Source organism: Phormidium pseudopriestleyi FRX01 (genome assembly GCF_017313335.1).
Classification (GTDB): Bacteria; Cyanobacteriota; Cyanobacteriia; order Cyanobacteriales; family Laspinemataceae; genus Laspinema; species Laspinema pseudopriestleyi.
The window spans coordinates 1-14610 of the sequence record NZ_JAFLQW010000076.1 but is presented as its reverse complement, the minus strand read 5'-3'; the positions used below and the strand labels follow the sequence as shown (position 1 = coordinate 14610).

Here is a 14610-nt window from a genome sequence, read left to right as displayed (position 1 = left end):
TTCTTTCTTTCGGATGAGTTGGAAAAAATGATATTAACGGAGCTTCAAACCTATTTATCCCAACAGGGTCAAGCATCCCTGGGACAACTGGAACAGCATTTTCATGTTAATTCCAATGCCTTAAGTCCTATGCTAGAAAAGCTGATTCGGAAAGGGCGGGTGGAAAAGACAGTATCCTCTAATCGTTGTGGCGGTTGTAGCAGTTGCGCCCCCGAAAGCCTGATTATTTATTACTGGGTAAAAGGCAACGGCGCTTCAACTGAAACTCTCTCTCTCGCTTGTTCTCATTCGGGATAATTGAGTCAGTTGGGAGGGAATTCCTAGCCCTAAAAAGAATTAATTGAGAGGAATTGTCATCTCGGATTGACAAATCCTCTCAACTAACTACAGTGCGTCTAAATCATTCTGACCAGAGAATGTAGGAGTGGGAGCGTCTCGCTTCCAAGTGCAGAAAGGGAGCGAGACGCTCCCACTCCATAAGGAATTTTCTAATTCATTTAGACTTGCTAGACAGGACAATAAACCGGGTTTCTCGCCCTTATTTGGTGTGAATTGTCAGAGATTTTATGAAAAAACCCGGTTTCTAATCGATGCTATTCCACCCAACTTGATTGAGTAACCTGCAAATGATAAAAATTTACTGGTATTTGTTCTCAATAACCAGAACTCATTTGATTTGATTCTATAATAAAAGTTGACGGAAGTGCGGGGATTAAAGTTTTGTTAAAAATCTGGGAAAATCTTGCTAAAATATCGAAAAAGTTTTATTATAAGTCTAGTGAGTTTTATCCAGGGTTAACTTTTAGTCCTCAAGCCAATGGCGATAATGGATTTAAAAATACCCGGGGCTAGGGGAGAAAAGGGAATGGTGAGTCAAAGGGAAGTTACTGGAACCGGAAATGTTAAATTAGTCCAGGCAGTCGAGGGGTGTGTGCAATTGCGGGCGGGGGATGTTCCGAGCATTCTTTCCCTAAATCTGATTGGGCAAGAATTGGGACAAGAACCGGGAATCGTGGCGGTTTCTACGGAGGAAAAAACGGGGGATTTAATTATTGTCTTCAATCCTCATGTTATTCCCCTGATTCAGGTGCTAGAAAGGCTGCAAGAGTGGGGAATTTCTGGGATAAAAAGCGACCCGGATCCGGCAAAGCAAGTGGGGAATTTCCTGCTGCATCATCAAGAATTGGAGACATTAGCCCCGATGATTGCTGGGATGTTGGTGACTCAGACTCTGAAACTGCGTGGGGGATGGGCGCTCCTGGGGAATGTGATAGCGGCAAGTGTGACGCGACAGGCGATCGCCCAGTTGGAGCAAAACTCCACCGATGCCGCCTTGGTAACGGTTCCACTGGTTGCTCCTCCTGCACCGACGGCCCCTAAATCAGGGGTGAAAACGCCATCAGGGATGGGAGTTGAAATTGTTCATGCCATTCCGGGACGAGTGCGGTTGCGAGTGCCAAAAATTGCTACAGATAGCACTTGTGCCGATCGCCTGAAAACTGAGATCGCCTCCCAACCCGAAGTCACCGAAATCCGCCTCAATCCCCTCACCGCCTCGATTGTGATTCAGTATGAAATTGCCTCTGGATTAGATGAATCCTGGCGATCGCACCTAGTAGAGATGATTGAGCCGGCGATCGCCGATTCCTTACCCGAGGAAACCCCCACCCCACAACCAGATTCCCAGGAAGAACCTGAATATCCCGAGGAAACCCTAACCGTCACAGAAGTAAACCCCGATACGATTCTAGCCCTGGATACTAAAGAGATTGCCTTGAATAATTTTAACCCTTGTTTTGCTCGGGCATTTTTGAATGCCATGATGAATCGGTTTATGGGAGCGTCGGTGTCATCGCACTTAGGAGCAGCAAAATGATAGCAGAAATAGAACTTTGGAACAAATCCGGGAATCCCCTCGCTGAGGTGACACCGACTTGGGTTGCCTGTACCTTGATTCATGCCATACCGGGACGAGTCCGGTTTAGAGTCCCGCGCCTCGCCCGCGATCGCCCCTACGCCGATCGCCTAGAACAAGCGATAGCGGGGGAACCTGGCGTGAGCCAAGTGCGAGTGAATCTCACTGCCGCCTCCATCGCCATTTACTACCAAACCCAGGGGGTGAGCGATCAAAGAATGCGATCGCAGTTGGTGAAAGTGATTCAACAAACCAGCCAACTCCAGCATTCCCCGGGAAGTGAGATAAAACCCGTCATTCCTGAACTCCCGGCAACAGAACCCGAGAGCCATGATATCATATTGCCGGCCATTGCCACCCTGTTGGCGATTCTAGGCGGTCCCCTGGGCTGGACGATTCCGCGACCCGTGATGGTGGGAAGCGTTGCCTGGGCTGCTTTACCCGTCGCCAAACGGGCGATCGCGAGTCTTCTAGTCGAACGCCGAGTGAATATCGACTGCTTGGATTTAATGGCGATCGTCCTGTCATCCCTGCGCGGGAATTTGCTCACCCCTGCCTTAGTCATGACCCTGCATGAAGTTGGGGATACCATCCGCGATCGCACCGCCCGGTCCTCTGCTGCTCGGACTGCGGATCTCATGGACACCATCGGGCGCTTTGCCTGGGTGGAACGCCAGGGGGAAAAACAGCAAATTCCCGCCACCGACGTAGAAATTGGGGAAACCGTAATTGTCTATCCCGGGGAGCAAATCCCCGTCGATGGGATTGTCTTACAGGGAACCGCCACCATCGATCGCCAGAAACTCACCGGCGAATCCATGCCCATTGTCGCCCAAACTGGAACTCATGTTTATGCCTCCACCCTACTCCGATCCGGGGAACTGTATATCCAAGCGGAACGAGTCGGGGCCGCAACCCGTGCAGCAGCCAGTTTGGAATTAGTGAGAAAAGCGCCGGTGCATGATACGCGCATGGAAAATTACGCCGCGAATATCGCCGATCGCGCCGTCCTACCTGCGGGAATCTGGGCTGCCCTGATTTGGGCCCTGACTCGGGATCCGGGACGGGCGGCAGCCATTCTCACTTTAGACTTTGTGACAGGAATTCGCGTTTCAGTGCCAACGAGCTTTATGGCAGCCCTGACTCATGCCACCCGACATGGGATTTTGATCCGCAGTGGACGCGCCTTGGAACAATTAGCCGAAGTGGATACGGTGGTATTTGACAAAACTGGCACACTCACTCAAGGGAATCTGTCCGTGGTTCGCATTACCACCGGATCTGAGGCAATCTCCGAGGAAGAAGTGCTGAAACTGGCTGCTGCTGCGGAACAACGGATTTCTCACCCGGTAGCCGAGGCGATTGTGGCGGAGGCACAAAGACGGGGAGTAACACTCTTGCCTCGGGGAGAATGGCACTATGAGGTGGGGTTTGGCATTCAGGCAGAGATTGAAGGGCGATCGGTTTTAGTCGGGAGCGATCGCTTCCTGCGCCAGTCGGGGATTACAGTGGACTGTCTGACGGATCATGAACGGCGATGCGATCGCGGATTGGACTGTGAAGAATCACATTGTGCGCTCAATGTCAACTGTTCCCTAATTTATGTCGCTTGTGAGGGAACATTCCAAGGGGTCATTGAGTATGCTGACCCCCTGCGATTGGAAACTCCTATGGTGATCCAACGGTTACAATCGGAATATCACATTGAAGTGCAGATGCTCACCGGAGACGAACGTCCCCGGGCAATTGCTGTCGCCGAGAAAGTGGGGATTCCCGCCTGTCATACTCACGCCGAAGCCTTTCCCGAACAAAAAGCCGCCCTCGTGCGCCAATTACACGAATCGGGAAAAACCGTTGCCTTTGTGGGGGATGGGCTAAATGATTCCGTTGCCTTAGCCTATGCAGATGTTTCCGTCTCCTTTGCCAATGGCTCCGATGTAGCCCGAGAAACCGCTGATGTGGTGTTGATGGAGAATGATTTGTCCGGGTTGCTCGATGCGATCGCGATCGCCAAAGAAACCCAGAAAATTATACAACAAAATACCACCTTAGTCATCGGATCCAATTTAGGTGCCTTAGTTTTAGCATCCACCCTCGGATTGCACCCCTTAGCCGCCACGGTGGTTCACAACGGTTCAGCGATCGCCGCTGGATTCAACGGGTTACGTCCTCTGATGCACGTCGATCCCCCGCGATCGGCATCAGAAAAGACCGAACCCAAACGGAGTTAATAACCCTTACTGGAGGAATTGTATCATGGGACTCATTCATTGGAAACAAGCCGCAATTAGACAACATTTCACCGAAATGATGGAAGCGGGAAACGGAGGACGGGCGATCGCATTGGGAATCGGTGCAGTAGTCCTAGCTCCTATTCTATTACCTGCGATCGGCAAAGTCGCCAAACCCATCGCCAAAGCCACCCTAAAAAATGGCATTACCCTCTATGAAAAAGGCAAAGTAGCCGTCGCTGAAGCCAACGAAGTATGGGAAGATATTTTAGCAGAAGCCAAAGCCGAAGCGATGGGCGAATCCCCTCAAATTCCCAACTCTGAACCTATCAACAAAGGATAAACCCAACTCCATCCCCCTAATCACTGAAGTCGTTCTCCAAAGTTCGTAGTAACGACTTCAGTCGTTCTCTATCAATTGTTCGTAGTAACAGATATGAGGAGTGCGAGCATCTTGCTCGCTTGTCTTCAATAGCTCCAAAAGAATGTACCTCATCACTGTGGGAAATCAGTTCCACCCCCATCAAATCCCACAAAAACCCTGAATTGCCTGCCAAATTTCCGGCATCACATTTCCCAACCCATGATCGCTATCCAACTCCACCCTCTTCACCCAAGGACGAGAAATGGCAAATCGACGACTTGCCTCAACCGGAATCACCTCATCTTTAACCCCATGTAAAATCAAAGTCGGTAGCTGTCGCTGCAACTGATTTTCAGGGTAACCTTGAGCATCATTTATAAATTGATAACTCAGAGGAATTTCCCGCTTTTCCCCATAATGATAAATCGGCAAATAACCCTGTTCCTGCCACATTTCAATCCGTTTCGGACCTAAACTGGCAATCCAATGACTCAGAAATTCAAAGGCGGGGGCTAATAAAACTAGGCGATCGACCTGGGGATATCGTTCCGCTAACCAGGCAGAAGTCAGTCCCCCAAAACTTGAGCCAATTAGGGTAACGGTAGCCGGTTCTGGGGGTAATTCTGCCCCAACTTGTTCAAGTTGGCGAGTCAGAGTCAGATGAGAAAAATCCCCTTGATTGAGATTAGGAATCTTAACAGGGATGGCGATTTCAGCAAAGCGATCGCGCAGATAATTCGCCTTGAATGAGTCAGGACTCGATGCAAATCCATGTAAATAAATGTAAGTTCGAGATAATGCTTGAGTCATGGTTAACTATCCTTTGCTGTAGCAGGGAGCAAGATGCTTCCACTCCCGGGGAAAATACTCTCATTTATGCAGTTGAATTCAAAATCAGTGGGATTATTCTATAGGGAGTCTAAATCATTCTGACAATGTATCCGACGCTTAAGAGTCTTGTAGTGCGAGCATCTTGCTCGCTTTCTTTATGTAAAACTCATTTAGGATTGCTATAGGTTACTTCTCCCCCCAGGAGTTAGGGACGATTTGTCGATCGCCCCTACGGAGTAGAATTTAATCGATTCCTAAAATTTCCATCGATTTTTCCAGAACTTCATCGGGGTCAAAAGGCTTCGTCATATACAAATCAGCCCCGGATTCCCCGCCTTTTTGCTTGTCAAACTCTTGACCTTTAGCGGTGAGCATGATAATATAAACATCTTTGATTCCCAGTTCATTTTTGACCGCATTACAGACTTCAAATCCGCTCATTTTGGGCATCATCACATCCAGAAAAACTAAGTCGGGTTTTTCGGCTTTGATGGTATTGAGCGCATCTTCTCCATTGATAGCCGTTAGCAATTCTACGCCCTCATCTTCGAGTTCTTCGAGGGTTTGTTCCATGAGAATGCGGATATGGGGTTCATCATCCACAATTAAGATTTTTTTCGCCATATAACCTCCTATAGGGGTAACCGGAAAAAGGCGCAATTCAAACGGAGAAAAGTAGCTTTCTACCCCCTGAATTGCCTAATTTTCCGGGGTGTTTTCGTCGGTGTCGTTACCCGAGAGAACCGGAACCGTCGTCATCTAGTAAGAGAAACAAGACATTTTCCAGCCCTTTTTCAAATCGCAAGGTTTTGACGATTTCGTGATGCTCGGATAGCACCGAATTGAGAACAATCATATCAGGTCTGATCGCCATTGCCTTTTCAATACACTCTTGACCCGTAGCTGCCTCGACAACGCTGTATCCCTTCGCCTCTAGGACATCGACTAAGGTTTTGACGGCACCGGCATCTTCATCGACGACAATCACGTTCTTTTTCGAGGCCCCTTTGGACAGTAATGCCCCGATATTCTCAAACAGTTTTTCGGTATCGATGGGTTTAGTTAAGTAGCGATCGATGCCTAAGCGATATCCCCGTTGTTTGTCCTCAATGATGGAGAGGATGATAATGGGAATATCCATCGTTTCTGGGTCATGTTTGAGGACTGCTGCTACATCAAACCCACTGATTTGCGGCATCATCACATCGAGTAAGATCAAGTCCGGTTTGAGGGATTTGACTTCGGCGATCGCCTCCATCCCATCTTTCGCTTCCCGGACTTGATATCCACAGCTTTCTAATTCTTGGCGCAGCAGGGACCGAATGTGAGTATCATCATCAACCACGAGAATCGTTTTGACTAAATCTGTTTCCCGTTCCGGGGTGGTCACAATTCGTTCTTTAAGTTGCTTAACGAAGCTATCCAAGTTGAGTTTTTCCAGTTCAGGGGTGACGCTAGACCCCAGAGGGGGTAAGCTAAAGGAGAAATTACTGCCTTGAGCTGGTGTACTTTCGACCCAAATTTTGCCCCCGTGATGTTCGATAATTTGTTTACAGATCGGCAGTCCCAGTCCAGTTCCTCGGGGTTTATCCGTGAGAGTATCTCCCACTTGTTTAAATTTCTCAAACACCGTATCTTGAAACTCCGTAGGGATGCCGATGCCGGTATCAATAATGCTAACCACTACCTGTTCATCGTTTTCGTTTTGGGTGGCGCACAGAGTGACAGTCCCGGTGTCGGTGAATTTGACGGCATTGGAGATGAGATTAATTAGCACTTGCAATAAGCGATCGCGATCGGCGCTGACTTGCGGCAGTTCGGGTTGAATCTCCACCTGCACCTGTAACTGACTGCTTTGAAATAGACTAGAAGTCGAGGCGATCGCCCGTTCCATCAGTTCGCTGAGGGAAATCGGTTGCATTTGCCACTCCACTTTCCCCGCTTCCATCTTGGCGATATCTAGCACATCATTAATCAAGTTCGTCAACCGTTCGCCTTCAGAAATAATAATCTCAATGTTGTCCATCACTTGACGTAAAGTCTTTTGAGTTTTCTGATCCGCGTTCCCCAGTGCGCTAACTATCTTGTCTTGGAGTTTTTTATTGACAATTTTGGCAAATCCCACCACCGAAGTCAGAGGCGTTCGCAGTTCGTGAGAAACCGTAGAGATAAAGTCGGTTTTCATGCGATCGACTTCTTTCTCCGTGGTGATATCCCGGATCAAGGTGACGGTCCCTATACAGCTTGGATCCGAGTCCTCCCCGGTGGATTCGGTAACAATCGAGGTAGCGACAGCTTTGCCGATGCGATTGTTCGTTAACGGGATTTCGGCAGATAGCACCTCTGCGAGGTGTTCCCGGGATTGTGAGACCAATGAGGCCAATTCGGAACTTAATCCTTTCTGGCAATCCTGACCCTGTAGTTCGGTGGCAGGTAATCCAAACATCTCTAATAAAGCGGGGTTCAAGCGGGAAATGCGATCGCGCATATCCGTCACCAACAATCCATCAGCAATATTGTTGACGATCGCATTCAAATAAGCCACGGTATCTTGTAACTGGTTGACGGTTCGGGCTAAATCAATAGAAATCGCCGCTTGTCCCGAGAGTAAGCGCAACACTTCCAGGCGATCGTGAGTAAAGGCGCTACGGGTGAGATTGTTCTCTAAATAGACAATCCCCACCAGTTTCCCTTGATTGACAAACGGTGCACATAACAGCGACTTCACTTGATGGGTACTGACATAGCGATCGTTCGTAAATAATCCCTCGCGGATGGCATCATTTAACACCATATAGTTTTGAGTCCGTCGGACATAATGAATAATTGACCAAGGCAAATCTGCTGTGGAATCTAAGGCATCAAGTAGCTTGACCCCCTGAGATTTTTTGTCCAAACCCACTTCCGCCGCCAGAATGAGGTTTTCCCCTTCCGCCAACACCAGAAATCCTTTCTGTGCCCCGGCATTTTCGAGGAGAATATTCATTAACTTCTCAACCAGCTTTTCAATTTGCAGTTCAGAAGAAATCGCTTGAGAGGCTTTAATCACCGTGGCTAAATCCAAGGCGGCAGAACTCCCAAAAGTCGTCGCCGTTGTCATTTGAGCTATTGCTACGCCCCTCCGGGATGGGGCCGGCTGGAGTAGCTTTAATTGGGGATATTTGGCTTCTAATTGGTCTACCTTAATTTTAGCTCCCCATTTAGTATAAATGGCAGATGATTCAGTCAGGTAAGTGTCGGCAAATTTATCCTGATGGCGATCGCGATAAAAATTCGATGCCAGTTCATAACCTAGGGCTTCTTCGGGCAAATAGCCATTTTCTTTGGCCCCGGCGATCGCCCGTTCATAGGCATCCATCGCCTCTAAACTCCGACCTAAAACTCGGGCTTTTTCCGCTTCGACTAACTCATACTTGTGCTGATAATTCATCGGTCCGAGTTCCGCCCATTTCTTCATCTTGTCTTGATTGCATTCCACTTGCTGCAAATACTTCTGCTGTTCCTCGGCAGAAGCAGAAGGATAGACAGACAACAACACTAAAGAATAGTAGAAGTTGTGAACCGCCATTGTAAAAGCCCCGCTGACGGAACCGGAATATTCATCGGCCAAGGTTGCATAAGTTAGGGCAACTTGTCGTTGTTTTAACAAAAAGTTGAGGATGGTTTTGGCGAGATAAACATTAAACAGAGACCATCCATCGTTCGCCGCTTTGAGTTTAGGCAAAATCAAGTCTTCGTTAAAAACATCCCCGACTAACCGATACTGATCCGGGGCTAATCCTTGTAAATTCGCCACCAGTTGTCGCCAGGTACTGCCGTCGTAGAGGGCAATTTCATACTTGAGTTTGTGGAGTAATTCAATGTAGGGAGTTTGTTTTCGGGCAACAGTTTCTAGGGATTCTCCACTTAAAAACAAGTAACTGCAATATTTACAAGCACAGTAACTAGCATATTCTAAATCCCCCACTTCTAACCCACTCTGTAGCCCTTCTTGTAACGCATCAACCGCAACTTTAACCGGCTGCTTCCAATGTTGCACGAAGGCAAACACCATATTATAAACTTGGCATTTGAGGGTTTTCGCTTGAAAACGTTCTAACAATTTGACCGAAATTTGTGCCGCATAATAGCCTCGTTCTATGTCTCCGGACCCACAGAGAAGAGTGGCATACCAACTGTAAGTAAATGCCGCAATGGCAGAATGGCCTTTTTCCAGACAGCGTTCTAAGGCGGTTAAAACCAATTGGAAGCATAACTCGACCTGGCTACTATGTAAAGCTGGGGCGACTAAATTCATCAGAATTCGCATGACGGCCAGTTCATTCGGGTCGGTCATTTCTGGCAGTTCGGCGATGCTGTTGATGTCGGGTAATTGCAGGGATTGACTCCGTTCTTTTGAGGCAACTGTGAGAGAAATTCCCATCAAATTTAAAGCAGCTAATCCAGTTTCAATCGCTTGATTAATATGATGTTGTGCTGCATATATTTGCATTTGAATTTCATACACCTTGACCCGATCTAGGACTGCCTTCGCATGGTCCAAAATCATCTCGGCTAAGGTTTGCGCCGCCTCGAAATTCCCATTTAAGTATTCGGCATCCAAGGTAGAAACATAGAGGGAGAGGGTTAATTCATACTGGCTGTCCCAGGAATTCTCGCCTAAGAGTCCGATGCCGACTTTCAAATAGCGCAAAGCCGCTTCATAAGCTGTGGAAACTTTGGCTTTATTTCCGGCGATCGCATTCAATTGGGCGAGTTCATCTTTTTCTGCTTGGGTTTCTAGGAGGTCACAGCCATAGTTGAGTTGATTAACCAGGGCAAAAATGGTCTCCTCTCGTTCCTCCAGTGGAATATTATGCAGCAGTAATTTCCCGATTTTCAAGTGAGTTTCTTTCTTCTGTTCTTCTTGAATCAGGGAATAAGCCGCCTGTTGAACTCGGTCATGCAAAAACTTATAAGAAATAGACTGGGTTTCTAATAAGTCAGACAGGGTAACTCCAGTTTTTGGGTCAAAAGACTGTTCTCCTTCATCCCCAATCAGCAGGGGAATTTTATATCCCGAACTTAGGGGTAAAATTAAGCCCGATTCCAGGGCCGACCAGAGATAGGCAGCGGTTGCCATCGGTGAATTTTTACTGACGATCGCCAGGACTTCTAAGGTAAAAGTATTGCCCACACAAGCGGCTAACTGTAAGATATTTTGGGTGGATTCCGGGAGTTTTTGAATATTGCGGGCCATTAATTCGACCACATTGCGATCGGCAATCCCCACGGCTAAAATGCGGTCAATATCCCATTGCCAGAGGCCCACACTGAACTCATAACTTAAGAGTTTTTCATCCCAGAGGGTTTTGAGGAGTTGGGTCAGGAAAAAGGGATTCCCCTGGGTTTTATTGTAGAGTAGTTCCGCCAATGGACGCGATCGGTCCGGTTCATCCAAGGTATCCGCAATCAATTCATTGACATGAACCTTCTCTAAGGGTTGCAACACAATTTGATTCACGGTTGCCCCCATTGATTGCAGGGAATCCAGGGTTTGAATCAGGGGATGAACCGCATTCACTTCGTTATCTCGATAGGCCCCAATCAGTAAGAAATATCGATTGTCTAGGTCATTAATCAGTTGATAAATTAAATGTAAAGAAGCCGTATCGGCCCATTGTAAATCATCCAGGAAAATTACCAGGGGATGTTCTTTTTTGCAAAAAATTTGCAGAAACTGTTGAAACACCCGATTAAAGCGATTCTGCGATTCAATCGGCCCAAGTTCGGCAATGGGGGGTTGAGGTCCAATAATGGCTTCAACCTTGGGAATCACCTCCACGATCGCCTGTCCATTACTCCCCAAAGCTTGAGTGAGTTGTTGTTGCCAGAAGGTAATGCGATCGGGACTTTCGGTCAAAAGGCGATCAATCAATTCAGAAAAGGCTTGAATCAGTCCCGCGTAGGGAATATTCCGTTTATATTGGTCATATTTCCCAGAAATAAAATAGCCTCGTGCCCCGACAATCGGTTTATGAACTTCCGCAACCAATGCCGATTTACCAATTCCAGAATAGCCAGAAACTAGCATCATTTCACGGCTACCTTGAGCAACCCGATGGAAGGTTGCCATTAAGGTTTCTACTTCTTGTTCTCGCCCATATAACTTTTGGGGAATCAGCAATTGACTGGCGCGATCGCGTTCTCCAACGGGAAACACTTCAATCGTTCCCTTGGCTTCTAATTGGGTTAAACAGGTTTCTAAATCAAACAAAAGGCCCTGACTGGTTTGATAGCGGTCTTCCGCCGTTTTCGCCATCAATTTCATGACGATATCCGCCACCGCTTGCGGAATTTGCGGGTTAATCTGATTCGGAGAAACCGCAACTTTGGCAATATGACAATAAATTAACTCTAACGCATCCACCGCCTCAAAGGGTAATCTTCCCGTGAGCATCTCATAGAACGTCACCCCCAAGGAATAAAAATCCGTGCGATAATCCACCGCCCGATTCATCCGTCCGGTTTGTTCCGGAGACATATAAGATAACGTCCCTTCCAACACCGTCTCTTGACTCCAAGAGGTTTCGGAAGACAGGCGCATCGCGATGCTAAAATCGGTAATTTTAATTTCCCCAGTTCCGGGATTAAGAATCAAATTTTGGGGCTTAATATCTTTATGAACAATCTGATGTTGATGGAGTTTTCCCAGACTGGTCGTAAGCTGAATTCCTAGGTGCAAAAATTCAGCCAGGGTGAGGGGCTTCTCGTCCATGCTCTTTTTCAAAGACTGGCCGCCAAAATCCTCCAAAACCAAGGCTAAACTATTCTGATAATCGGTCAAGGCTAACGGCTTGACAATCCCTGGAATATCCAGATTTTTACAAATTTCATACTCATTTCTAAATTTAATCAGGTCTTCAATCGTCGGCGCGGGAGAGGCCAAGACTTTGAAAATAGCTGTAGTCCCATCAGTGGCATTATAGCCTCGATAAATGATAGTATTGAGGCCGGTTTCCATCGGTTCAGCGAGTTCATACCCAAGAATATTCATAGTTGTTTTTCCGTTTTTCTGCTTGTAAGTCGTGCGGTTAAAGGGTGGCAACCGTCGGAGATTGAAATCCGCGACGGTCTCAGGGCTTTACTCGGCGTTATTTACCGCCGTTCGTTTGTCCCTGGATCAGGTTCCTGATTTTCAGCAAGCAACAGGAAAAAGACATTTTCTAGGCCCTTTTCAAATCGCCAGGTTTTGGCGATATCATGTCGCTCGGAAAATAGAGAATCTACTATAATCATATTACCTCCCTCTCCTCTTAGGGGAGGGGTAGGTCCGGGGGGAGAGGTCAGATTGGTTTTTAGGCAAAATTGAGATGCTCCACAAAATACAGCCTTGTAGATGAGTGCCTCTGAACTATCTGTTCACCGATGGCTAGGGATTTCGTAGATGCTGGAACCCTCAAATTTTATCGACGTATATTAATGCTTTACTATAAAACACTCAAAAAATTTTAGCAATTTTGGATGTGATGGACGACACTTTTAGGCTCCGGAACCCCGGTGTTTCTTTCAAAAAAACTCACCCTACCTTGTCTTGGGGACTGGACAATTGGCAGGTCAATGATAAATTTTGCCCCTTGACCCGGTTGAGAAATACACTCTAATGTTCCTCGGTGTTTCTCTACGACAATCTGATAGCTAATGGACAACCCAAGACCCGTCCCTTTGCCGACGGCTTTGGTGGTGAAAAAGGGGTCAAAAAGTCGCCGATGCACGGTTTCTGTCATGCCAATGCCATTGTCAGCAATGGTGATCCGAACTCGGGGAGAACCCGAATTTTCCAAGGGTTCGCCATCCCTATCCAACTCGGGAAAATTAACCCTTTCAGTACGAATCCGGAGGGTTGGTAAGGGCTGGGATTTACTCCCTTTGCCAGAAACTATTGCTTCTTCGAGGGCATCGATCGCATTAGCAATTAGGTTCATAAACACTTGATTCAGTTGACCCGGATAGCACTCCACCAGAGGCAGGTCCCCATCTTCAAAAATCAGTTGAATTGGCAGCCGTCCCGGTTGAGCGTTTAAACGGTGCCGTAAAATCATTAAGGTACTCTCAATCCCATCCCGGATATTGGCCCGCTTCATGTCCGATTCATCCACGCGAGAGAAGATTCTCAGACTTTGGACAATCTCCCGAATTCGGTCGGTTCCCAACTTCATACTAGCGAGCAATTTGGGCAAGTCATCCATCAGAAACTCCACATCCATTTCGTCGATCGCCTCTTCCAGTTCCGTTACGGGTTCGGGATAGTATTTTTGATAGAGATTGAGGACGGTCAGGAGTTCTAAAGTATAGTTATTTACATGAACCAGATTGCCATGAATGAAATTAACTGGATTATTAATTTCATGAGCAATTCCGGCGACCAACTGTCCGAGTCCAGACATTTTTTCACTCTGGACCAGTTGGGCCTCGGTTTGCTGTAATTCCACCAGGGTTTTTTCCAGTTGTTCGGCTTTTTCGCGGGCAACTTGGGCGCTGTGGAGACTTTGTTGATAGAGTTCCGCTTGGTCGATCGCGATCGCCAGTTGATTGCCCACTGCTTCTAACAGTTCGATTTCATCATCACTCCAAGGCCGAATTTTGCTACTATTGGCACAGGCGACAAACCCCCTTTTCCCCAGTCGGGTCTCAATGGGAACGGCCAAGATTGAGCTAACATCTTGGTTGAGAAAAAACTGCCGCATCACGGAATCAGTCAACATCGTGACATCATCTACTCGCACAATCTCCATCTCCAACAGTTTCGATGCCAATCCCCCGACTTCGCTGGTGGCGTAGTCGCCGACCAGACTGGGTAAAGCGGGATGCTTGGCTTCATTGATCACTTGCCAATAATCCGACGTATGCAGAGGTAAGTGAGTGAGATGACCCAAATTCTCCCCTAATGACTGTTCTGGGGGCTTCTCATCCGGTTCTAAGGATTCCCAGGACCTGAGCTCTGATTTCGCCGGTTTATACCAGGCAAACAAACAGCGATCTACCCTTAAGAGGTTGCGAATTTCTGTTACCGCAGTTTCTAAGATGCTACTCAGTTCTAGGGACTGCCGGATTTGAGTCGCCAAGCGAAATAAAATCGCCTGTCTGCAGCTTTCTTTAAGTTTGTTTTCGTGGGCTAAAGCCGCGATCGCACTCGCCCCTTGGGACGCTAAGGTACTCAGTAATTTTAAATCCTCAGCGGTATAACCGACGGATTCAATGTTCCCGATCGCGATCGCCCCAATGACTTT

At 47.4% G+C, this 14610-nt stretch carries 9 protein-coding genes; 4 read left to right on the top strand and 5 right to left on the bottom strand.

Features of this window, described 5'->3' with window-relative positions; genetic code table 11:
- The 4 genes from J0895_RS03250 to J0895_RS03235 form a co-directional block, all read left to right on the top strand.
- Window positions 1-297: FeoC-like transcriptional regulator (locus tag J0895_RS03250; RefSeq protein WP_242541016.1), on the top strand; the 297-nt coding region annotated here is incomplete at its 5' end.
- A gap of 568 nt (window positions 298-865) precedes the next feature.
- On the top strand, window positions 866-1876 hold the full coding sequence (locus J0895_RS03245) for an HMA2 domain-containing protein (RefSeq protein ID WP_207086695.1): 1011 nt from the start codon (window positions 866-868) through the stop codon (window positions 1874-1876).
- Entirely contained in the window at window positions 1873-4146 is a 2274-nt protein-coding gene (locus tag J0895_RS03240) for a heavy metal translocating P-type ATPase (protein WP_207086694.1), read from the top strand. Before J0895_RS03245 ends, J0895_RS03240 begins: the two co-directional genes overlap by 4 nt.
- 25 nt (window positions 4147-4171) lie before the next feature.
- Window positions 4172-4489, top strand: a complete 318-nt coding sequence (locus J0895_RS03235) for a DUF5132 domain-containing protein (RefSeq protein ID WP_242541015.1) — start codon at window positions 4172-4174, stop codon at window positions 4487-4489.
- 180 nt (window positions 4490-4669) lie between these two features.
- Here J0895_RS03235 and J0895_RS03230 read toward each other — a convergent pair whose 3' ends face one another.
- The 5 genes from J0895_RS03230 to J0895_RS03210 all read right to left on the bottom strand — a co-directional run.
- Complete coding sequence (locus tag J0895_RS03230) at window positions 4670-5320, bottom strand: YqiA/YcfP family alpha/beta fold hydrolase (RefSeq protein WP_207086693.1); 651 nt, start codon at window positions 5318-5320, stop codon at window positions 4670-4672.
- 264 nt (window positions 5321-5584) lie between these two features.
- Window positions 5585-5965: a response regulator transcription factor gene (locus J0895_RS03225; RefSeq protein WP_207086692.1), complete on the bottom strand. Its 381-nt coding sequence runs from the start codon at window positions 5963-5965 to the stop codon at window positions 5585-5587.
- A gap of 106 nt (window positions 5966-6071) precedes the next feature.
- A complete protein-coding gene (locus tag J0895_RS03220) occupies window positions 6072-12377 on the bottom strand; it encodes an AAA family ATPase (RefSeq protein ID WP_207086691.1) in 6306 nt (2101 codons plus the stop codon).
- Window positions 12378-12478: 101 nt separating this feature from the next.
- Complete coding sequence (locus J0895_RS03215) at window positions 12479-12619, bottom strand: hypothetical protein (RefSeq protein ID WP_207086690.1); 141 nt, start codon at window positions 12617-12619, stop codon at window positions 12479-12481.
- A gap of 212 nt (window positions 12620-12831) precedes the next feature.
- The coding region (locus J0895_RS03210; protein WP_207086689.1) for an ATP-binding protein at window positions 12832-14610 on the bottom strand (1779 nt) is incomplete at its 5' end.

What these genes read in the sequence shown, in the direction of transcription:
- J0895_RS03235 (WP_242541015.1), top strand. Translation starts at nt 4,172, where the DNA reads ATGGGACTCATTCATTGGAAACAAGCCGCAATTAGACAACATTTCACC.
- J0895_RS03245 (WP_207086695.1), top strand. Translation starts at nt 866, where the DNA reads ATGGTGAGTCAAAGGGAAGTTACTGGAACCGGAAATGTTAAATTAGTC.
- J0895_RS03225 (WP_207086692.1), bottom strand. Translation starts at nt 5,965, where the DNA reads ATGGCGAAAAAAATCTTAATTGTGGATGATGAACCCCATATCCGCATT.
- J0895_RS03220 (WP_207086691.1), bottom strand. Translation starts at nt 12,377, where the DNA reads ATGAATATTCTTGGGTATGAACTCGCTGAACCGATGGAAACCGGCCTC.
- J0895_RS03230 (WP_207086693.1), bottom strand. Translation starts at nt 5,320, where the DNA reads ATGACTCAAGCATTATCTCGAACTTACATTTATTTACATGGATTTGCA.
- J0895_RS03215 (WP_207086690.1), bottom strand. Translation starts at nt 12,619, where the DNA reads ATGATTATAGTAGATTCTCTATTTTCCGAGCGACATGATATCGCCAAA.
- J0895_RS03240 (WP_207086694.1), top strand. Translation starts at nt 1,873, where the DNA reads ATGATAGCAGAAATAGAACTTTGGAACAAATCCGGGAATCCCCTCGCT.